We start from the raw sequence: 22,531 nt of genomic DNA on the forward strand, positions 1-22,531 counted from the left end.
GGGCATCCGGCTCAATTCCAGCAGCTGACGGACGAGATCGCAATTTCGATTAAAACGTTTTACTCTACCTTCAATAGACCAGTTCAAAGGCAAGTGAAGCGCCATGACCCCAACAGCCATCAATCGAATCGTTATTGTCGGAGGCGGCACCGCCGGATGGATGGCTGCTGCAAGCCTGAGCCACTTTCTGCGCAACCGCCCAACGACCGTCCACCTGGTTGAGGCCCCCAACGTACCGACCGTTGGCGTGGGCGAAGCCACACTTCCGGGCATACGCAACTTCAACGCCCAGTTGGGCATCGACGAAGTGGATTTTATCCGCAAGACCCAGGCAAGCTTTAAACTCGGCATCCGCTTCCAGGATTGGGCGCGGGAAGGCGTCAGTTTTTTCCATCCATTTGCCGACTACGGCACCACATTGGGAGGCGCCGACTTTCATCAATGTGTGACGCAGGCGCGAAATACCGGCTCGAGTATCGACATAGGCACCTACAGCTTACCGACCCAACTGGCAGAGAAAGGCCGTTTCGCTCAACCCAATCCTGAACCACAGCACCCCCTGCTGGACTACAAGTACGCCTTCCACTTCGACGCCCTGCTCTATGCTGCCTATTTGCGCGATCACGCCATCGCCAATGGCGTCGATCATATCCAGGGGCTGGTCACCACAGTGAACCAGAACTCTGATAGTGGCTATATCACATCACTGGCACTGGATAACGGCGCCACGATCGAAGGCGATCTCTTTGTCGACTGCTCAGGATTCCGCGGATTGCTGATAGAGGGCGCACTGCAAACCGGCTACGAAGATTGGTCGCATTGGCTGCCTGTGGACAGTGCCTTCGCGGTAGGCACAAAAAACGTTGGCGAGCCCGCTCCCTATACTCTGTCCACGGCTCGCAAGGCCGGCTGGACCTGGCGTATTCCGTTGCAACATCGCACAGGTAACGGTTACGTCTACAGCTCCAAATTCTGCAGTGATGACGAAGCACGCCAGCTGCTTGTCGACACAGTGCAGGGAGACATGCTGGCTGAGCCGCGCAAACTCAGTTTTACGACCGGTTTGCGCAAAAAATTCTGGAACAAGAACTGTATTGCCCTGGGGCTTTCATCCGGCTTTCTCGAGCCATTGGAAAGCACCAGCATTTCGCTGATCCAGACTGGCCTGAGCAAGTTGCTGATGTTTTTCCCGGAACACGGCTTCAATGATGCAGATATTCAAGAAGCGAATCGCCTGGCGAGGATAGAGATGGAACGCATCCGCGACTTCCTCATTCTTCACTACCACCCGAACCAACGCAGCGAGGGAGAGCTCTGGGAGTACTGCCGCAACATGGAAATCCCCACGACGCTGGCAGAGAAAATAGACCTATTCCAACATCGAGGCCATCTGGTCACACGCGAACTGGAGTCGTTCCAACTCGCGAGCTGGGTCAGCATTTTCGACGGCATGGGGATCAGGCCATCCACCAGTAACCTGGCCGCAAGTGAACTCAACCCAGAGGAATTGCGCGCCACGCTGAGCAGCATGGGAGAAAACATTGCCAAGCTGGCGGACGGCGCGCCGACTCACGCCGAATTTATCAGCCGCCATTGTGCAGCGCCGGCCGAGTAGCTCGGAATCTGTAACTAACTGACAGGGATTTTTTCTGCCGGGCAGTGTGCCCGGAGAAACTCGGCATGTGACGGCAAGGTAGCCACCTCTTCTGCCAGCTGAGCACGGCCGCCTCGCATAGCCATGTGCAGCTGCGCAAAGTCACTCATATCCACAAACGGGTGGTAGTGCTCCGGCATTACCCCCATTCCCGTAAACACCGCCTGCCAGCTCGGCACCTTGAACAGATCGTCCCCACCAATGCGAACCTCACCTCGCTCACGGAACAGGGCAATCTTCTGGCGCAGGCTTTCCGGCAGCGGTAAGTTCTGACACTGACGCCAGAACGGTGTATCGTCCCGGCGCGTGGCACAGTAGTGCAGAATAATGAAGTCGCGAATTTCTTCATAATCCATACGCATGCGTGCATTGTAGTCCAGCGCGAGCTGCTGCCAGCTGGATGCATTGGTCACATCGTGCGGAAACAGCTCCAACAGGAATTGCACACCGCGAGTCACCAGATGAATAGCCGTAGATTCAAGCGGCTCTAGAAACCCACCCGCAAGGCCGAGTGCAACACAGTTTTTTTGCCAGAATTGCGGTCTCATCCCAGTGCGAAACGGAATAACACGCGGCTCGTGCAAGGGCTCTCCCTCAACTGAACGCAACAGAGTAGCAATCGCCTCATCATCCGAGCAGTGGTCAGAGGCGAATACATAGCCGTTACCAATTCGATGCTGCAAAGGAATGCGCCAGGTCCAGCCCGCGTCTCGCGCCGTCGATATGGTATAAGGGGTCACGTCTTCAAGCCCTGACGTCTGCAGCGCAACAGCACGATCGCAGGGTAAAAACTCACGCCAGTCCTCATACTCCGAGCCGAGCTCGCCTTCGATCAACAACGCCCGGAAACCTGAACAGTCGAGAAAGAAATCGCCCTCAAGGCGACGTTCGCCATCAAGTTGCAACGCGCCAATATTGCCGTCGGCATCCAGCTCCACACCATTAACTTTGGCGTCAACTCTGCGAACACCGCGCGACTCCGCAAACTTCCGCAGACTCTTTGCCACCAGACTCGCGTCAAAGTGCAGAGCATAGGCTGCCTCCGCCAGCGGAGACTCCTGTGGCATTTTAAACGGCAGGAAGAACTTGCCCTGCTTCGCCATCTCGGCGGCCGGCGCGTAGTCCATCAAGTCAGCGGTATCACCGAGCGTGCGCGCCTTCAGCCAGCACTGCAGAAAATCGTGACCATCAAGTTTGCGCCCCAGGGCTCCAAAGTGATGAAAGTAACTGTGGTCGCGCTGGGCCCAATCACGAAACTGAATACCCAGCTTGAAACTGGCCTGGGTCTCCTGGATAAACTGTTGCTCGTTAAGCCCCAGACCGCGAATAAAGTTAAGGAAGGGAGGGATCACCGCCTCACCAACGCCGATCGTGCCTATCTGGGATGACTCTACCAGAGTGACCTCGTACTGCTCGCCCTTCAACTGCCTCCCGAGTGCGGCTGCGGCTATCCAGCCGGTACTGCCGCCTCCGACAATGACAATGCGCTGCTTCTGCTGCGGCTGATTCATATTAGCGACCTATCTCTTGCAGGAAATCTTCGTGCCGCGGCGTTGCAGCGACACCCTCATCCAGCGACTTCTTCATTTCAAAAAACGCTTTTTCAAGATACGCGATATCAAAGTGATCTACCGCCGGATCGTAGCCATCAGGCAGATAGTTGAGACCGTTGTACATCGCCAGCCAGCTGGCGTTTTGAAAGATTTCCCAACGATACTTCACCAGATGGCCGCGCTCTTTGAAGAGCTGCATTTTTCTGGCCAGCGTGTCGGGCACTTCCATTTCACGACACTGGTCCCAGAACGGCTCGCCATGCCGGCCGTTCAACTTATAGTGAAGGATAATGAAGTCTCGAACCCGCTCATACTCAAGCGCCGTCATCTCGTTAAACTCGTCGATCACGCCCGGTCTGAACGACTTGTCGGGGAACAGTAGTTTTATTTTGTCGATCGCAGTCTCTATCAAGGCGATGCTGGTACTTTCGAGCGGCTCGAGAAAACCCGAGGACAGACCCACCGCGATACAGTTTCGGTTCCACGCCCGACGCCTGCGACCCGGTACAAACGGTATAAAATTGGGTTCGGTACGCTGGCTGCCTTTCACATTATCGCGCAGAGTCGCCAGTGCCTCATCATCCGAAATATGGGCACTGCTGAATACATAGCCATTGCCCTGACGATTGGTCAGCGGTATTTTCCACTGCCATCCAGCCTTATGAGCGATGGACCTTGTATAAGGCACCAGTTGCTGGGTGTCATCGAGTTCGCTCTGCATGGCCACCGCTCGATCACAGTGCAGCCACTCGGACCAACTCTCATAGCCGGTCTCCAAAGCACCCTCTATCAGTAGCCCACGAAAGCCCGAGCAATCGATAAACAATTCGCCCTCAAGCTTGGCGCCAGTGTCTAGCGCAAGTGAATCGATGAACCCGGTTTCAGCATTAAGTTCAACAGATTCGATCTTCGCATCAATAGCCTTAACCCCGTTCGCCAGTGCGGATTCCTTCATGACTTTGGCGAACAAGCTGGCGTCAAAGTGCAGTGCCCAGTCGAAAACCGAAAGTGGCGAGGGCGGTCGAGGTGAGGGCCGGGTGAACTTGCCGCCGTCCGCAAGGGCAACCCCAAGGGAATAATCACTGATTGGGCCGGCTTTGCCAGCGCGATGCATTTTCAACCAGTAGTGGTGGAAACCAACCTGCCGCACATCCTGGCCATACAGGCCGAAGGGGTGGTAGAAGGCGTCGCCGGGCTTGGACCAGCCATCGAAACGTATTGCCAGCTTGCAGGTACCATTGGTACGGCGCAAGACATCCTCGTCCTTGAGACCGAGAGCGCCATAGAACCTGCGTATAGAGGGTATGGTTGCTTCGCCCACGCCAATCGTGCCGATTTGCGACGACTCTACAAGGGTAATCGACAGGCCGCTATGCTTGAAATGTTCGGCGAGGTTCGCGGCTGCCATCCAGCCGGCAGTACCGCCGCCGACAATGACAAGTTGTTCAATGGGGCCCTGTTGCACCAGCAGCCTCCCGTATTTTTATCGTTAATCTACGGCGTTTTCGCTGAAATAAAAAGGCCGTGACAGCTTTCACTGTCACGGCAACTTACAAGGGTAACCCTGGTCCACCGCTAAGACCGTTTAACCCCCTGTCCGACTTAGAACTTGTAACGCAGGCCCGCGGTATATCGCGCCTCGTAGTAGTTCTGATAAGCGTACTGATCGCTCCACTCCATATAGTAATCTTCATAGGACTCGGTCACGTTTGAACCGGACATGTAGATCATGAAGTTATCGGTAAATGCCCAGCTGGCCTGGATGTCGACAAAGTCGATCTCGTCCTGCCAGACAGTCAGGTTACCGGATGTACGGCCAGTCTCAGCCAGGCGCTCGGAGCGATAGTTGTAAGCAACACGAGCCGCGAAGGGTCCGTTTTCGTACCACAACACCAGGTTAACCTGATCTTCCGAGTTCTCCGGGAAAGGCAGATCGTCGCCGCTGATATCCTGCTGGTCCTGCTCGCTAGGCGAATAGGTATAGTTTGCATCGAGACCGAAGCCCGTCAGGAAACCATCGTCCACTAGGTCACTCATGGCCAGGCGAGCTGCCAGTTCGACACCGTAGATTTCACCACCGTCACCCTGCACCAGCGTATTCACATTGGTTGTCCGGCGCACAACACCGTCGGGATCAGGGAACTGCATAGCGATCGTGCCCTGCTGAATAAAGCTCTCTACATCTACATAGAACGCTGCAGCACTGATCATGCTTGCCGAGCCCATGTAGTATTCGAGAGAAATATCGTAGTTATCGGAACGCCAGGGATCCAGGTCCGGATTACCACCCAGGGACGCCGAGTTCACCACGAAGAAGCCGAGCTCCTGATCGAGGGAGGTCTCTACTGCCAGACCGTCGCCCCACTGGTTCAGATCCAATGGTACAGAGTTCTTGGCGTAGGCTGCGCGGGCAATCAGGTTATCGGTGATGTCCCAGGAAACGTTGAGCGATGGCAAGTATTCAGTATCGTCCACCTCGGTCACAACATCACCGTCATCGACATTGGTGTTGCCGTAGGGGATGCCGGCTCCCGCAATGTTCTGGCGAACCGTGTTCTCCCAGTCAACTACGCGCAGGCCGATGTTACCCCTGACGCTTGCCCACTCGAAATTGCCCTGCAAATAGAACGTATTGGTCTGCTGCTCTACATCGTACGATGTGCCAGGAATGATCGCCTTGGTAATTGAACCAAATACGCGCTTGTGAAAGCTCTCAGGATTATCGTAGTCCTCAGGATCAACTGCCCAGACGCCCGGGATACCCTTCACTGGCCCGAAGTCAGTCACAAAGCTTACGTTATTGAATTCATCCAACGCCGTGGGAGGCAGCACCGTGTAACCCTGGAACTCACCGTTGACCATTTCACCTGCAGTACAGGGATCCGTATTCAGAACGACGTCTGTCGCCTTCCACTGCGCCTGACAGCCTTCGTCATAGAAGGGCGAGAAGTAGTGGAAGCGCTCTTCCTCAACCTTGTGGTTGGACGTACGGATACCAACATCAACACTGGTAAAGAAGCTGCCCTCATCAAAGCGATAGGTACCGTCCAGGCGGAAAACATCCAGGTCGGCATCGCTGTCCGCATTATTCTCAGATGAGAAAGCGCCAACGTTGTAGCTGCCGAGATTGCCCATGTAGTCACGCAGAGGAACATTACCCAGTCCACCCATTACCGGATTATCGAAGCCGCTCCAGCGAGGATGACTGCCGGCAGTGTTATAGATCACGTGTGGAATTTCGGTGTAGCCGAGTGGGTTGGTCGAGAGGAAGCAACCGCCCTCATCGCCCACCGCGTCCGCGCCAGCACAGTATTCCGCAGGGTAGAACGCATTCAAACCTGTTGCAGTGCCGTCCGTGAGGTCGCCTTCGTTGTAACCGTGGCGGCGCTCTTGCGACGCGCTACCCGTGACGTAGCGCGCGCTACCGGTGATCTTGCCGCCGTTGTCGTAGTTTAATTCAAGATTGAAGTTGGTTGATTCGCGATCGTAGCTATCGTTCTGCGTAAACGACTTGACGCGGCGCGCAGCAATGTCCATTTCCTGAATCGAGACCCACTCTTTATCAGTGAAATCGCCAGTGTTGCGGGACTGGTTAGCCGTGAAATAGTCAAGCCCCTGCCACTTGTTGGTGGCACTCATACCCACCTTGCGGTTGTACTCTTCCTGTTCGGTATAGAACACCTCAGCGACCACTTCGAAACCTTCACCAAGATCTGCCTGGAAGGCTGCGTTCAAACCCAGACGCTCACGTTCAGTGACCTGATTCCAGGCCACAACACCCTGGGGCGCGATGGCATTGGTATCGGGGAAAGCCGCTGTCGAGCCCCAATCATTGACACCGTTAACCCAGCCAGAGTCGCCGGAGGGCTCAGCGGTATTGAAACCGTTGTAGTAGTTGGCCAGATTTGGGTTGGCATAGGCCGCAGCCACCAACACGCCCATCCGATCATTGCGCCAGTTAAACAGCGCACTACCGGCTGGGTCTGTTTCCTCTGTTTCGGCTCCGGTCTGGACCTCAATATTGGCCGCACCACTGAAACCCTCTTCAAGATCGAACGGGCGCCGTGTTTTCAGATTGATCGTACCTGTTATGCCGGACGTCGCCATATTGGCCGTGGCTGACTTGTACACATCCGCGCCGGCGAAAAGCTGGGCGGGAATATCCGTCATGGAGGGCTGCAGGCTATTAATGTTGCCAGCGCCGAGGTAAACCTCTCCGTTCAGCTGCGTGATCACCTGGGGCAAGCCGCGAATAGTGACATTGTCACCCTCACCAGCGTTGCGGGTAATCTGAACCCCCGGAATTCGCTGGAGTGAATCGGCGATCGTGACATCGGGAAGCTTACCGAGGTCCTCGGCGACGATACCGTCCATCACCTGATCGTTGTCGCGCTTCAGGTTGACTGCCGATGCCTGAGCGTAGCGGTGACCGGTAACGACCACCTCTTCAAGTACAGGTTCCTCTTGAGCGAACACAGAGCTGCCTACCCCTGCCAACAGGCAGGAAGCAATACTGGTCACCAGGACCTTGCGTTGGAAATGTGGCTTGGTACGTTTCATTTATTATCCCTCTTCTATGCAGACGGTTGTTTTAATAATCCTGCAGTTCCACATCTCTTTTCGCCTTAAGCCTCTCAGATGGAGCTTAAACGTTTTACTTATACAGCGAAAAAAAACGTGTTTGGGTTGCACTGTCGGTCTCGATTATTGCTTTTCGGCCAACAGTTGCGAGTACCACATGCCCTCTTCGGGGCTCTGGGTACGACCACTGAACGACTTCGCTCACCGGCCCTAAACGTTTTACATATTCGTACCGCAGACAGAACTTGTCAACTGCTTTTCTAGCGAGAGAAACAACAAACACGCCAATAACATCATAAATCCCTGATTATTATAGATATTTAATTTTCGTGGCGATGGCTTTTGCAGGCCCGAGCAACGAATCCAGGGAATACGCCCTTGAATACTCATTATCCGGTCCGCAGCCGGCCTGGGGTCGGCTCGCTTGCACAATCACGAATCCGGTGTTTTAATGTAAAACGTTTAACAGCTTTTTTGGCTGACGCACCTCCTTGCACGACAGAAGAATAATTCGAATACAGAGGAAAAAAGGGCATGCGCCTGCAGACAATCGACATACTCATTATTCTGGCCTACCTCGTAGCGACTGTGCTCATCGGCCTCTACCTGCGCAAGCGGGCCAGCGAAAACCTCCAGGCCTATTTCCAGGGTGGCAAGCAATTGCCCTGGTACATGCTCGGGCTGTCCAATGCCTCAGGGATGTTCGATATCTCTGGCACCATGTGGTTGGTTGCCCTGTGTTTCGTCTACGGTATGAAGAGCATCTGGATTCCCTGGCTGTGGCCGGTATTCAACCAGGTGTTTCTGGCCGTGTTTCTGTCGATGTGGTTGCGCCGCTCCAACGTTCTCACCGGTGCCGAGTGGATGCACACACGGTTCGGTAACAATGTCGGAGCACGCCTTTCCCACGGCATCATCGTCGCCTTTGCCTTGATCAGCGTGCTGGGGTTCCTGGCGTATGGCTTCATCGGTGTAGGCAAGTTCATGGAGATCTTTATTCCCTGGGAAACGGTCTCCACAGTGGTGCCTTTCCATGTGCCTGAAGCCTATGTCCCCCACCTTTACGGTATATTCTTTACCAGTATCGCCACGCTCTATGTACTACTGGGCGGCATGTACAGCATTGTTTGGGCGGATGTACTGCAATTCACCATCATGACCATCTCGGCAATCACCATTGCGGTGATCGCCATGATATCGGTCTCTCCAGAGGCTCTTCACGCGGCCACCCCGGAAGGCTGGGCCAATCCGTTTTTCGGCTGGCGCCTGGATCTCGACTGGAGCGGCATCATCGCTGAGGTCAACGACAAGATCATCTCCGATGGCTACACCCTGTTCAGCATTTTCTTCATGATGATGCTGTTCAAGGGGGTACTGCTGAGCCTGGCAGGGCCCGCGCCCAACTATGACATGCAGAAGATCCTGGCGACACGCTCGCCAAGAGAAGCCGCATTGATGAGCGGCTTCGTTTCAGTCGTGCTCATGCCCATCCGCTACCTGATGATCGCCGGTTTCGCCGTACTCGCCATTGTCTACTATCAGGATCTTGACCTGGTTTCAGGTGGCGAACTGGACTTCGAAAACATTCTTCCCTCCGCCATGCTGCAGTTTGTACCGGTGGGCCTACTCGGCCTGCTGCTCGCCGGACTGCTTGCAGCGTTCATGTCTACATTCGCTTCCACTGTGAACGCTGCGCCGGCCTACCTGGTCAACGACGTCTACAAACGCTATATCAAGCCCGAGGCCAGCGACAGACAGCTGGTACGTGCCAGCTACATTGTGTCCCTCTCTGTGGTGGTGATCAGCATCCTGATCGGCCTGTTCGTAGAAAGTATCAACAGCGTATTAATGTGGCTGGTATCAGGACTCTGGGGCGGCTACGTGGTCTCCAACGTTCTCAAATGGTATTGGTGGCGCCTCAACGGCATGGGCTATTTCAGCGGAATGGCCGCCGGCATCTTCGGTGCTCTTGCCTTCCCACCGATGTTCCAGGGTGTATTTGAAGGGGTTTCCTCCGACATCTTGCCACTTTACCTGTTCCCGCTCCTGCTGATGTTCTCCGGCGCAGCCTGCATTCTGGCCAGCCTGTTCACCGAGCCCGAAGACAACGAAGTACTGCTGGATTTTTACACCAATGTAAGGCCCTGGGGTTTCTGGGGTCCTATCCAGCGTCTCGCCCTGGAGCGCGACCCAAATTTTAAACGCAACGAAGATTTCGGCCGCGACATGTTTAACGTGGCCCTGGGCATTGTCGCTCAGACCTGCCTGGTGGCAGCACCCATCTTCCTGGTTATTCGCGAGTGGACCTCCCTGAGCCTGAGCCTGGGAGTATTCGCCATCGCGGCGGCAGTGCTGTACCGCACCTGGTACAGCAACTTGCCGTCCGCGAACGAAAAACTCCGCTCCATTACTTACTGACAGCGAGAACAAACATGACTGCCGACAACGCAGCAAGCTATGGGTTTTTTGACGACGAGAATCGAGAGTATGTCGTCACTGAGCCCCGCACACCCTACCCCTGGATCAACTATCTGGGCAGCGAAAATTTCTTTTCGCTCATTTCCAATACCGCGGGAGGGTACAGCTTCTATCGCGACGCAAAATTCCGCCGACTCACCCGCTATCGCTACAACAATGTTCCTATGGACGACGGCGGCCGGTACTTCTACATCCGCGATGGTGAAACCATCTGGAATCCGGGCTGGAAACCAACTCGCACTGAACTCGACGACTACAGTTGCCGCCATGGCATGGGCTACACCCGGGTCGCGGGCGCAAAGAACGGCCTACACTGCGACGTACTGTTCTTTGTGCCGCCGGGAGACAATGTCGAAATCCAGAAGCTCACCCTGCGCAACGATTCCCAGGAGGAAAAGCAGGTGCAGTTGTTCTCACTCCTCGAATGGTGCCTGTGGAATGCCGAGGACGACACCACCAACTTTCAACGGAATTATTCTACCGGTGAAGTAGAAGTCGAAAACTCAACGATCTACCACAAAACCGAATACCGCGAGCGCCGCAATCACTACGCTTTCTATCACTGCAATGCAGAGCTGGCTGGATTCGACACCAGCCGGGACAGTTTTCTGGGGCCCTATAACGGCTTTGACCAACCCGAGGCGGTCACCTCCGGTAAGCCGGGGAATTCCATCGCCCACGGCTGGTCACCCATCGCGTCCCATGCTGTCGACATCACCCTGGCGCCCGGAGAAAGTCGTGAGCTTGTTTTTCTGCTCGGTTACCTGGAGGTCGCTGAGGAACACAAGTGGGAATCACCTGGTGTTATCAACAAGGCCCCGGCGCATGAGCTGATTGCCCGCTATGGCACTGTAGAACAAGCCGATGCCAGTTTTGCGGAGTTGGGTACTTACTGGGAAAATCTTCTCGGTGGGTTTCAGCTTCAGTCTCACGACCCGCGCCTGGATCGCATGGTGAACATCTGGAACCAGTACCAGTGCATGGTCACGTTTAACATGTCGCGCAGTGCTTCCTTCTTCGAAGCGGGCATTGGCCGGGGCATGGGCTTTCGCGACTCCAATCAGGACTTGCTCGGTTTTTTCCACCTGCAACCGGAGCGCGCGCGCGAGCGCATCCTCGATATTGCTGCCACCCAGTTTGAAGACGGCTCGGTGTACCACCAATACCAACCGCTGACCAAACGAGGGAATGCGGCTATCGGCGGCAATTTCAATGACGACCCACTGTGGCTGATCTGCTCAACAACAGCGTATCTGAGAGAGACCGGCGACTTCAGCATTCTCGAACAGCAGGTGCCCTTCGGTAACGACGAAAACAACTGCGCCAGCATGCTCGAACATCTTCGTCGCTCCTTCGACCACGTGACCAACAATCTCGGACCACACAAGCTCCCGTTGATCGGCCGCGCCGACTGGAACGACTGTCTCAATCTGAACTGCTTCTCCACCGATCCCAACGAATCATTCCAGACGACCGAGAACAAGGCGGGCGCTATTGCCGAATCGCTGATGATCGCCGGTGCCTTCGTGCTCTACGGCACTGAATACACCGACCTGTGTCGTCATCTGGGAGACGACGCTGAAGCGGATCGCGCGGGCGCTGCGGTGAGGGCCATGGAGCAGGCTGTGATTGAACACGGGTGGGATGGTGAGTGGTTCCTGCGCGCCTACGATGCGGCCGGCAACAAAGTGGGCAGCAACGAGAACGAAGAGAGCAAAATCTTCATTGAGTCCCAGGGTTTTTGCGCCATGGCTGGCATCGGCCTCGAACAAGGGCTCGTCGAGAAATCGCTGGACTCGGTACAGGAGCATCTGGATACGCCCTACGGCATCGTACTCAACTACCCCGCCTTCACCCGCTACCATCTGGAGTATGGCGAGATATCCACCTACCCGCCGGGCTACAAGGAAAATGGGGGTATCTTCTGCCACAACAACCCCTGGGTCATGATTGGCGAGACTGTGCTCGGTCGTGGCGATCAGGCCTATGACTACTACTGCAAACAGGCTCCCGCCTTTCAGGACCACGTGAACCTGCGCAAAATCGAGCCCTATGCCTATGCTCAAATGGTGGCAGGCAAAGAAGCACCACTGCCGGGCGAAGCAAAAAATTCATGGCTGACTGGCACTGCCGCCTGGAACTACCACACCATCACCGAGCACATCCTTGGCATAAAGCCGCGCTTCGAAGGCCTGCTGCTGGACCCCTGCATCCCCACCGCCTGGCAAGGCTACACAGTACAGCGCCAGTTCCGTGGGAAACAGGCTAGCATTCGTGTGCATAACCCCGACGGTGTATCCAAAGGCGTGAAACGGATTACCCTCAATGGCAAAGAGGTCGCCGGACAAATTGTTGACCTTTCTGCCTGCGGTGACAGCTGCGAGATTGAAGTCTGGATGGGTGGAGCAGGGTAACCCCTGCATCGATGCCATGACTTCTCACTCTCCCAGTGTCAGCACTGCCGCGGCGCGCGCCGAACTCGCACGTATCCAGCACTGGTGGCTGACAAAGAGTATCGATCCCCGTGGCGGGTTCATGGGAGAGATTGATCATCAGGGGCGCGCTGTTCCTGGTGCCAACAAAGGCGTCGTCCTGCACTGCCGCATCCTCTGGTTTTTTAGCGCACACGCCCATCACAGCGATGACAGGGAGTCGCTGCAAGCCGCCCAACAAGCCTATGACTATCTGCTAGAACACTTTGACGACCCCCTCGAAGGCGGTGTCTTCTGGGAGCTGTCTGCCAACGGCCAAGCGCTCAACATCCGCAAGCAGACCTACGCCACCTGCTATGCAATTTACGCGCTCGCGGCCTACCATCGCGCAAGCGGCAACGCTGCCGCGCTAACCAAAGCGCTGGCTTATTTCCAGGTTCTGGAACGCAATGCGCGCAATCACTGTTGCGGCGGTTACTTCGAGGCCTTCTCACGCGACTGGACACCACTACAGGACACCCGTCTCGGCACCGGCGATCATAACTTTCCGATAAAGATGAATACTCATCTGCACGCAGTGGAAGCTTTCTCTGCGCTGTACCGAGAGGCAGGGGATCCGCTGGTTCGGCAGCGTCTGCTGGAGCTACTGGAACTGTTCGACACTTATTTCATTGACGAGGCAAGCGGCCATCTCCGCCAATGTTTCGAGCTGCATTGGGTGGACAAGTCACCCATCCGCTCCTATGGCCATGATCTGGAAGCGGGATGGATGCTATACCGGGCAGCGCAGCGCGTCGAAGACACCGAAATGACGACGCGCTTCAGGCGCCACCTGCTACACATCGCAGACACCTGCCTGGACGAAGGATTCGGTGATCGTGGCCAGCTGTGCAGCAAGCTCGATCTGAACAGTGGCAAACGCGATGACACCAGTGTCTGGTGGGTGCAGGCCGAGGCTCTCATCGGATTTGCCACTGCCTACAGGGTCAGTGGTGAAACGCGCTATCTGGCGGCCTGCGAGAGGATCTGGCAGGCGCTGGAGTCACATCGTGACGAGAAGCATGGCGAGTGGCACGCTGAGACTATTCGCGGCACCCCTTGCCTGACACCGGGCCTGTATAAGGCCGGCACATGGAAAGGCCCCTATCACAATGGCAGGGCCATGCTGCGGCTGATCGACCTGCTCGCAGACGCCGGCACGGAGGTAGACTATGTCCGGGCATCATAAATCCGCCGGCGATCGCCTGGCTCCATTGGGCTGGACCGAGAAACTCGGCTATGGCCTTGGCGACGCTGGCTTCAACCTTTACTGGATAGTGATAGCCTCTTTTCTCGCGGCCTTCTATACCGAAGTTTTCGGAATCTCTGCAGCGGCCGCTGGCACTATGCTGTTCGTCACCAAGATTGTCGACGCCTTTACCGATCCTATAATGGGCGCTGTCGCAGACCGCACCGAAACCCGGTTCGGAAAGTTTCGCCCTTATCTTCTGTTCGCTGGCCTACCCATGGCTGCTGCTGCGGTGTTGACCTTCACCACACCGGACCTGGATGAAACCGGAAAATTAATTTGGGCCTATATCAGTTACACCCTCATGATGATGATGTACACGGTGCTAAGCACACCCTACTCGTCACTTTCGGGCGTCATGACCGCGCGCAGCCAGGATCGCACTACCCTTATCAGCCTGCGTTTCCTGTTCGCGTTTAGCTGCGGTGCGCTGGTCAACAAGTTCACCCTGCCGCTGGTCGATCTGCTAGGCGCGGGCAATGAAATACTGGGCTGGCAACTGACCGTTGCTCTCTACGGCGCGCTGGCCACCGTGATTTTTATCATCACCTTCGTCACAACCCGGGAGCGTATATCCCCGCCACCGCAACAAAACAGCAAGCCACTGGACGACATCGCCGACCTGATCGGAAACAAGCCCTGGCTGATCCTGTTTGTACTGGCCATGGTGATCATGATGACCATAACCATGCGCGCGGGTTCGGCCTACTATTACTTCCACTACTATGTGGAGCGGCCGGAGTTTCTCCCCGACTACCTTTTTTGGCAAATGGTCGCCTATGCCGCCGGGGCATTACTGGCACCGGTCATGACTCGCCACATCGATAAGCCAAGGCTCCTCATGCTGCTCATGGGCATAGTGGCAGTGCTATCCACGCTCTTTTTCTTTGTCCCCAAAGACATGATCTGGGCCATGTTCACACTGAATATTCTGATCAGCCTCGCACTGGGTCCGAAGTCACCTCTGACCTGGTCGATGTACGCGGATACGGCCGACTACAATGAGTGGCGCACCGGTCGACGCGCTACGGCAATGACATTTTCAGCGGCCACGTTTTCACAGAAATTGGGCGGAGCGCTCGGCTCAGCAGGTATGCTGTGGATTCTAGCGGCACTGGGCTACGCGGCGAATGAGGCCCAAAGCGGCGCCTCGCAAACCGGTATCGCACTGCTACAAACTGCCATCCCGGGATTTTTCGCCCTCATTGCAATGTTCGTGGTACGGGGCTATTCGCTCAGCAGCGATCAACTGGCATCGATCCAGAGCGACCTCGTCGCCCGCAGTCGAGGGGAAGAAAGTCTTGAGCAGTAGCACTCCGGATTGGCTTTCGAGTAAAGGGCAACGGCTGGCGTTACATTCTCCATTGACGATGCCGCGCGCGTCCACGTTTCTGTGGAACAAGACAATGCTGTTGCAAGTCAACTGTCGCGGTTACACGACAGCGCGCCACATGCAGCCAGAGCCCGGTCAATACAGCTACGCACCCATCCTCGAAGCGAAAACCTTCATGCAGCCGGAACAAGGGCACTATGCCCACCACCCTGGTCGCTTCGTCTACATCAAGGACGAACAGCGCGACGAACTGTTCTCCGTGCCCTATGAGCCGGTGCGTGCGATCCCGGATAAGTTTACATTTTCAGCCGGACCCGGCGATGCTCAATGGGAGATATCCCACAAGGGTATCGGGCTGAACTGGCAGGTGACACTGCCGCCGGAAGAAGCTGCCGAGTTGTGGCAACTCACCGTCAGCAACGACTCGCCGGAAGCTCGCCAGCTCAGCATCTATCCCTGTTTCACCATTGGCTACATGAGTTGGATGTATCAGGCGGCGGAGTACTCTGCTAATGCAGGCGGCATTATTGCCCGCTGTACAAGCCCCTACCAGAAACTGGAAGACTACGCCGCCATCAAGCAGGCGAAAGACCTGACCTACCTGCTGCATGACACCGAACCGGACGCATTCGAATGCGACCGGGAACGCTTTGAAGGAGAGGGAGGCCCTCACAATCCGGATGCCCTCAATGCTGAACTGCTGGCGGGCTCGGCAGCCCACTACCGCGTCCCGGTGGCTGCACTGCAATACCGCGTGACGCTCGCGCCTGGCGAATCAATCCGCTACAAGTTCCTGTTCGGGCCAGCTCAAAATGAACAAGACATCGCCAGCGCGCGCCGCCAGCTACTGCAAGACGAGGCCGGCTTCAGTGGCTACCGACAAACGCTGGAAATCGGTCACGCCAGTATCAGTTGCGCCAGCCCAGACCCAATGCTGGATCACTTCTGCAATCACTGGCTGCCGCGTCAGGTCTATTACCACTCCGATATAAATCGTCTTACTACCGACCCACAAACCCGCAATTTTCTCCAGGACCACATGGGTGCTGCGTATCTCAAGCGATGCGATCCTGCAGAAGCGTTTCGGCTCGCCCTGAGCCAGCAGGCTGACGACGGCACCTTACCCGACGGGATTCTGCTGCAGGAAGGAGCCGAGCTGAAGTACATCAACCAGGTCCCCCACAGCGACCACGCCATCTGGCTGCCGGTTTGCCTGGAGGCCTATCTGGCGGAGAGCGGGAACTGGGCGTTTCTGCGAGAGACTGTCAATGGCAGCACCGTCTTCGCCAGGGTGCTCCAGGCACTGAATGCATTGCTCGCGCACCGCGACCACCGCGGCTTATGTTTCATTGACCAGGGCGACTGGTGCGACCCGATGAACATGGTCGGCCACAAGGGCAGCGGCGTCTCAGGGTGGCTCAGCATCGCTGCGATTCACGCGCTGCGTCTCTGGAGCCGGGTAGCGCGCCAGGCGGGAGAAGCAAACGCTGCTGCCGATTGTGAGCAATCAGCGCAGGCGCTCAGCGACAACGTCAACGCACATCTTTGGGACGGCAACTGGTACGCTCGGGGCATCACCGACGACGATGTGAAGTTTGGCATCAGTAAGGACACCGAGGGCCGAATCTATCTCAATCCACAGTCCTGGGCACTGCTCGCGGGATGTGCCGACGACTCTCAACGGCAGCGCCTCATCGCTGAAGTTGAAAGCCAACTGGGCACGCCCTATGGGATCGCCATGCTCGCCCCTGCGTACACCGGCATGCGCGAGGATGTCGGCCGCCTAACCCAGAAATTTCCCGGCACTGCGGAAAACGGCTCTATCTACAATCACGCCGCCATGTTCTATATTCACGCACTCTACGCCATCGGCGAAAGCGACCGTGCATTTCACTGGCTGCGCAAGATGCTGCCAGGGCCAGGCGAGGACGACTTGCTCGCACGAGGCCAACTGCCGACATTCGTACCTAACTACTATCGCGGCGCCTGGCAACAGTATCCCGACAGCGCCGGCACTTCGAGCCAACTCTTCAATACTGGCAGCGCTGCATGGTTCTACCGCTGCCTCATAGAACAGCTCTATGGTCTGAGGGGCTGCCCGGAGGGACTAACGCTGGACCCGCAATTACCCAGCGAATGGCAGACTGCGAGTGCAGTGCGGCACTTTCGCGGGGCCACGTTTGCAGTGAGCTATCGCAGAGATCCGGGCACCAAAGCAACCACAGCACTTCTCAATGGCGCACCACTACCAGACAACACGGTTCGCGATATCGAGACCGGAGCGCACTACACCATTGAGCTGCTCTTACCCGCGAGCCGTAAGTAGATGGCTAAGCTGATCGTCATCATGGGCCCTGCTGGCTGCGGCAAGTCGGTGGTCGCCGCAAGAATAGCCGCCGCCCGCAGTGCCACCGCGCTGGACGCAGACGACTTTCACAGCCGCGAGAACATCGCGCACATGGCCGGCGGAAACCCCCTGACGGATGCCCAGCGCGAACCGTGGATCGCAGCCATGGAAAAAGAACTGCATGCACGTCTAGGAAACAACGAGAACATCGTGCTGGCTTACAGTGGCCTGCGCCGAGCGCATCGCGCCCGGATTCGGGCCTGTGCCCAGCGCAGTCTCTTTATCAAGTTGCAGGTGCCGATCGCACAACTGCAGGAACGGGTCGCAAAACGGCAGAATCATTTCATGTCAGCGCAGATGCTGCCCTCCCAGCTCGCAGCCATGGAGAGCCCCGCAAGCGAGGAAACTATCGTACAGATAGCGGCGCACGGCTCACTCGATGATGTTGTTGAAAGCACGCTCAATGCCATTCGGGAGACTTTTTCATGAACCATTACATCGCGCTGACACTCATCGCCGCAGCCACGCCGGTACTGGCATGGCAAGCCCCACACACCGATAGCCCACCGCTAATAGATGGCATCGATAGCGACTCCGTTTGGCAGGCAGGCGAATGGCGCCCAATCGACAAGCCCATGGTCGGCACACTGCCGGCGGCTGATGACTTTAGCGCCCGCTACAAACTACGCTGGGACGAGCGCAACCTCTATCTTCTGGTGGAAATCACCGATGACGTATTGATTGATTCCACGCCCAATCCTCTCGAACGCTACTGGGAAGACGACACGCTTGAGGTTTTTGTGGACGCCGATGCCAGTGGCGGCGATCACCTCGAAAACCACAATGCGCTCGCCTACCACATCGCACTCGATGGCAATGTCGTCGACATCGCACCACCAGGCCGAGCGGACGCAAAAGCTGCCCCGGCTCTGTTCAACGAACATCTGGACAGCGCGTGGTCCCGCTCGGCATCAGCGCCATTCAAGCTTATCTGGGAATTGCGTGTCAGCATCTACACACCCGGGTCAGGTGACGCCAACTTACAGCGCCTCTCCCTCAGCCCCGGCCATCAACTGGGATTCATGGTTGGCTACTGTGATAGCGACAGTAGTGATGGCAGGGAGAACCTCTACACTGACGTGGAGATTGCACCGATTAATGGTGACCGCAATCGAGGCTACATCGACGCCGACACATTCGCGACGCTCACCCTGATCAAATAACAGCAACAGCGTCGGCTCATATTTTGATCACGATCAAGCAAGCAGCGTACATCTGTTGACGCCCCAAGGCCCGGGGCGAGACTATCCGAAGCACTAAAAGCGATAACAGGATAGGAAGATGCGTTTTGCCAACAACTTGATCATAGCCGCAGCCCTCGCCCTGTCGGTGACGCCGGCGTCTGGCAAAATGCCAGCAGAGGAAGTCGCCAAATTGGGCAACGAACTCACCCCGATGGGTGCAGTGCGCGCAGCCAATGCTGACGGCATGATCCCCGAGTGGACGGGTGCGGTGAAGGGGCTACCAACAGGCCTCGAGTGGGCAGGCCCCGGCACTCCCTACCCTGATCCCTACGCCGATGAAAAGCCGTTGCTTACCATTACAGCTGCCAATGTCGACGAGCACCGCGACCGACTTAGCCCGGGCCAGCTCGCTATGTTCGAAACCTATTCCGATACGTTCCGGATGCCGGTATATCGCAGCCATCGCGAGTTCGCCTACTCAGACGCCTACTACGCAAAGGTTCGCTACAACGCCGAGCACGCAGAACTGTACAACAATGACGAGGGTATCCGCGGCTATGTCGGTGCAGCCACCTTCCCCCAGCCAAAAACAGGTGCAGAGGCGGTATGGCTCACGCGCACGACCGGCGCCTATGCCTCCCGCGAAGGCGAGTACAGCGATATCGCGGTATTCCCCAATGGCACTCGCTCTGTGCGCAAGTCATGGTTTTTGCAGGAGTCACCTTACGCCGACCTGACGCTGGCACTGGAACCGGCCAATGAATATCCTAACCTGGGTGGCTTCGGCGGCTACATCATGACCAACGTGACCGAGCCGGCCCGCGACAAGGGACTTATTACCTCAATTTTTGAACCCTACGACTACGCCGAAAATGCCCGTGAAGTATGGCGCTACCTGCCAGGGTCGCGTCGCGTCCGGCGCGCCCCCACGGTGGGTTTCGACACCCCGGACGGCCCCGGCGGCCTGAAGACAGTGGATGAGGTACGCGGCTTCAATGGCTCCATGGAACGCTTCGAATGGAAGTTGATTGGCCTGCAGGAAATGTACATTCCCTATCACAACTACCAATTCGATGACCCTTCGCTGGATTACGACGAACTGCTTACCAGGTTCCATGTAAACCCGGACTACATGCGCTATGAACTAAAACGTGTGTGGGTAGCCGAAGCGACGCTGCGACCCGGAGAGCGCCACATTTATGGCAAACGTCGCATCTACGTGGACGAGGACACCGGCCTGACCGCCATCACCGAGAACTACGATGGCCGCAGCGAATTGTGGAAAGTTGTGCTGTTCAACAATATTTACGAGTATGGCGGTTCAGCGTATATCCGACGCGCCCAGATGTATCACGACCTGCGTGCCGGCGCTTACGTCGCCGACCGGATGATCAACGACACGGCGCCTCTGCTCTACGACCAGAAGCCGCCCCGCGGAGCCAAGTACTTCGGTCCCACCAATGTCCGTAAACTGGGTCGGCGCTAGAAGCTAGCACTACTCTTTTTCGCTGTCGTCGCGTGAGGATGCGTCGGTGGCGAGCTTCTCCAAAGATTCAATGGCCTCGTCCATGGTGTGGTGACCCTTGTCCTCGTACTCATCGAACAGGTTGATAAATCGATCGGAACGCCGGCCTAGCAGCATCAACTGTACATACAAGCTGTCCTCCAGTGCCGGCTTGCGCACCGCATCGATCAGGAACACCAAAATACTCAACGGACTCATCAAAAGGTCGCGCAGCGCATCGGCACCCAGCTTCAACTGAAATACCACAAGATGGCGCAACGCTTTCGAGAATGTCACCTGGGTAGGCGCCTTATCTGGTCCTTTGAAAAACACGCAGTCCTCCGATTGTTAGTTGTGTTGTGCGCACAAGGATAGCCATTCCTCGAGCGCAGCGCTGTGAAATTTATCGCGATGGCTAATCAAATTCAGTTGCCGGCTAAAGTCGCGTTGGGGCACTTGTACCGGCACCAGTGAGCCACGAGCGAAAGCGTCCTTCAGGCTTATCCGCGACAAGCAGCCAAGACCCAGGCCCGCTTCTACCGCCCGTTTAATCGCTTCAGTGTGCTGCAGCTCCATGCTGATTTTTAAATCAGACAGAATGCCATGCATAGCGCGATCGAAAGTCTGCCGAGTGCCCGACCCTGGCTCGCGCACAATCCACTGCGCCTCACTCAGCCGTGCATCCGACACACTGCGCTTGCCGGCGAACGGGTGATCCGGCGCGCAAAATACCTGCAGCTCATCTTCACGCCACGGCCGCGTCAGCAATCTGGGGTGGTTGATCTCTCCCTCGATCATACCCACGTCCAGTTGGAAATCGGCGACCATGGCGGCAATCTCACTCGTATTCGCCACATGCAGGGAAATATCAGCGCCAGCGTGCTGCGCGCGGAATGCCGCTATCAGGGGTACGGCAAGATAGTTGCCAATAGTGAGTGTGGCACCGATGCGCAGACTGCCGGGGGTTTGGGCGCCACCCAGCGCGCTTTCAAATGCCAGTGCCTGCGCTTGCAGCTTCTCTGCTTCAGGACGCAGCTCTCTTCCCAGCTCGCTCAGCTGAAGGCGCTTGCCCACCCGGTCAAACAACTGAACATCAAACTGCTGTTCCAGCTCCTTTAGCGACCCACTTGCGGCTGATTGGGACATGGCGAGCTCGTCCGCCGCGCGGCTAATATTTTCGTGATGAGCGGTAGCAAGAAAAACCTGCAGCTGGCGAAGTGTATATCTCATATCCATAAATCCGATTATATAAATCGAATATATCTGTTTTACGGATATATAAGCAATCGTTAGATTAGCGCTAACGATTGAGGAGCGAAGACCATGGCAAGCATACTGCGAGAACAAGTCACCGAAGTTCATCACTGGACCGACCGTCTGTTCAGCTTCAAAACTACCCGCAACCAGGGGTTCCGTTTCAAAAACGGCCACTTCACCATGATTGGACTGGAGCACGAGGGCCGACCGTTACTGCGGGCCTACAGCCTTGCGAGCGCCAACTATGAAGACGAGCTTGAGTTCTTCAGTATCAAGGTGCCGGACGGCCCGCTGACATCCAAACTGCAGAATATTCAGCCGGGCGATGAACTGCTGGTAAACAGCAAAGCTACCGGCACGCTGGAAACCGACAATTTGCTGCCCGGCAAGAACCTGTACCTGATCGCCACCGGCACCGGCCTCGCGCCCTTTCTAAGCATCATTCGTGATCCGGAGATTTACGAGGCCTACGACAAGATCATATTGACTCACGGTTGCCGTGAAATCGAGGAACTGGCTTACCAGGAACTGATTACCCAGCACCTTCCCGAGCACGAATACCTCGGCGAAGAGGTGCGGAGCAAGCTGATCTACTACCCCACGGTGACGCGCGAGAAGTACCAGAATAATGGCCGGCTCACCGACTTGCTGAAGATAGGCAAGCTGGAGAGCGATATCGGCCTGCCCCGGGTTAACCCGCAAGACGATCGATTCATGATTTGCGGCAGTCCGAGCATGCTCAAGGAACTGTGCCAGTGGCTGGGCGCAAAAGGGTTCAGGGAGACGCGCAATGGCGAGGTCGGGGAATACGTGATTGAGCGGGCTTTCGTAGAAAGCTGAACTCGCTACTTTAACGGCCG

General features: G+C 56.4%; 15 protein-coding genes. 10 read left to right on the forward strand and 5 right to left on the reverse strand.

What is annotated here, in order from left to right; all coding sequences use genetic code 11:
- Positions 1-103: 103 nt before the first annotated feature.
- A complete protein-coding gene (locus tag EY643_RS17665) occupies positions 104-1,615 on the forward strand; it encodes a tryptophan halogenase family protein (protein WP_153240483.1) in 1,512 nt (503 codons plus the stop codon).
- Between the two features lie 14 nt (positions 1,616-1,629).
- Here EY643_RS17665 and EY643_RS17670 read toward each other — a convergent pair whose 3' ends face one another.
- From EY643_RS17670 to EY643_RS17680, 3 genes are all read right to left on the reverse strand, one after another.
- A complete protein-coding gene (locus tag EY643_RS17670) occupies positions 1,630-3,165 on the reverse strand; it encodes a tryptophan halogenase family protein (RefSeq protein ID WP_153240484.1) in 1,536 nt (511 codons plus the stop codon).
- 1 nt (position 3,166) lies between these two features.
- Positions 3,167-4,672 (reverse strand): tryptophan halogenase family protein, encoded by a 1,506-nt coding sequence (locus EY643_RS17675; protein WP_153240485.1) that lies wholly within the window; start codon positions 4,670-4,672, stop codon positions 3,167-3,169.
- Between the two features lie 137 nt (positions 4,673-4,809).
- Positions 4,810-7,767: a TonB-dependent receptor gene (locus EY643_RS17680; protein WP_153240486.1), complete on the reverse strand. Its 2,958-nt coding sequence runs from the start codon at positions 7,765-7,767 to the stop codon at positions 4,810-4,812.
- A 555-nt stretch (positions 7,768-8,322) separates the two neighbouring features.
- Between EY643_RS17680 and EY643_RS17685 the strand changes: the two genes are divergently transcribed.
- From EY643_RS17685 to EY643_RS17720, 8 genes are all read left to right on the forward strand, one after another.
- A complete protein-coding gene (locus EY643_RS17685) occupies positions 8,323-10,206 on the forward strand; it encodes a sodium:solute symporter family protein (protein ID WP_153240487.1) in 1,884 nt (627 codons plus the stop codon).
- Positions 10,207-10,220: 14 nt separating this feature from the next.
- Complete coding sequence (locus tag EY643_RS17690; RefSeq protein WP_153240488.1) at positions 10,221-12,680, forward strand: glycoside hydrolase family 94 protein; 2,460 nt, start codon at positions 10,221-10,223, stop codon at positions 12,678-12,680.
- Positions 12,619-13,926, forward strand: a complete 1,308-nt coding sequence (locus EY643_RS17695; protein ID WP_170287461.1) for an AGE family epimerase/isomerase — start codon at positions 12,619-12,621, stop codon at positions 13,924-13,926. Before EY643_RS17690 ends, EY643_RS17695 begins: the two co-directional genes overlap by 62 nt.
- The gene (locus tag EY643_RS17700) at positions 13,910-15,298 is read left to right on the forward strand and encodes an MFS transporter (RefSeq protein WP_153240490.1); all 1,389 of its coding nucleotides are present in this window, start codon (positions 13,910-13,912) and stop codon (positions 15,296-15,298) included. Before EY643_RS17695 ends, EY643_RS17700 begins: the two co-directional genes overlap by 17 nt.
- A 94-nt stretch (positions 15,299-15,392) precedes the next feature.
- Complete coding sequence (locus EY643_RS17705) at positions 15,393-17,645, forward strand: GH36-type glycosyl hydrolase domain-containing protein (protein WP_240732755.1); 2,253 nt, start codon at positions 15,393-15,395, stop codon at positions 17,643-17,645.
- On the forward strand, positions 17,646-18,155 hold the full coding sequence (locus tag EY643_RS17710; RefSeq protein ID WP_153240491.1) for a gluconokinase: 510 nt from the start codon (positions 17,646-17,648) through the stop codon (positions 18,153-18,155).
- Entirely contained in the window at positions 18,152-18,889 is a 738-nt protein-coding gene (locus EY643_RS17715) for a sugar-binding protein (RefSeq protein ID WP_153240492.1), read from the forward strand. The genes EY643_RS17710 and EY643_RS17715 overlap by 4 nt, the downstream gene beginning before the upstream one ends.
- A gap of 118 nt (positions 18,890-19,007) precedes the next feature.
- A complete protein-coding gene (locus EY643_RS17720) occupies positions 19,008-20,396 on the forward strand; it encodes a DUF1329 domain-containing protein (protein ID WP_153240493.1) in 1,389 nt (462 codons plus the stop codon).
- A 9-nt stretch (positions 20,397-20,405) separates the two neighbouring features.
- Here the strand turns inward: EY643_RS17720 and EY643_RS17725 are convergent, their stop codons facing one another.
- Complete coding sequence (locus EY643_RS17725; RefSeq protein WP_153240494.1) at positions 20,406-20,747, reverse strand: hypothetical protein; 342 nt, start codon at positions 20,745-20,747, stop codon at positions 20,406-20,408.
- A gap of 15 nt (positions 20,748-20,762) precedes the next feature.
- Entirely contained in the window at positions 20,763-21,644 is an 882-nt protein-coding gene (locus EY643_RS17730) for a LysR family transcriptional regulator (RefSeq protein ID WP_153240495.1), read from the reverse strand.
- Positions 21,645-21,737: 93 nt separating this feature from the next.
- Here EY643_RS17730 and EY643_RS17735 point away from each other — a divergent pair, with 93 nt between their 5' ends.
- On the forward strand, positions 21,738-22,511 hold the full coding sequence (locus tag EY643_RS17735) for a ferredoxin--NADP reductase (protein ID WP_153240496.1): 774 nt from the start codon (positions 21,738-21,740) through the stop codon (positions 22,509-22,511).
- The last annotated feature ends 20 nt before the right edge of the window (positions 22,512-22,531 follow it).

The organism is Halioglobus maricola, assembly GCF_009388985.1.
Classification (GTDB): Bacteria; Pseudomonadota; Gammaproteobacteria; order Pseudomonadales; family Halieaceae; genus Halioglobus; species Halioglobus maricola.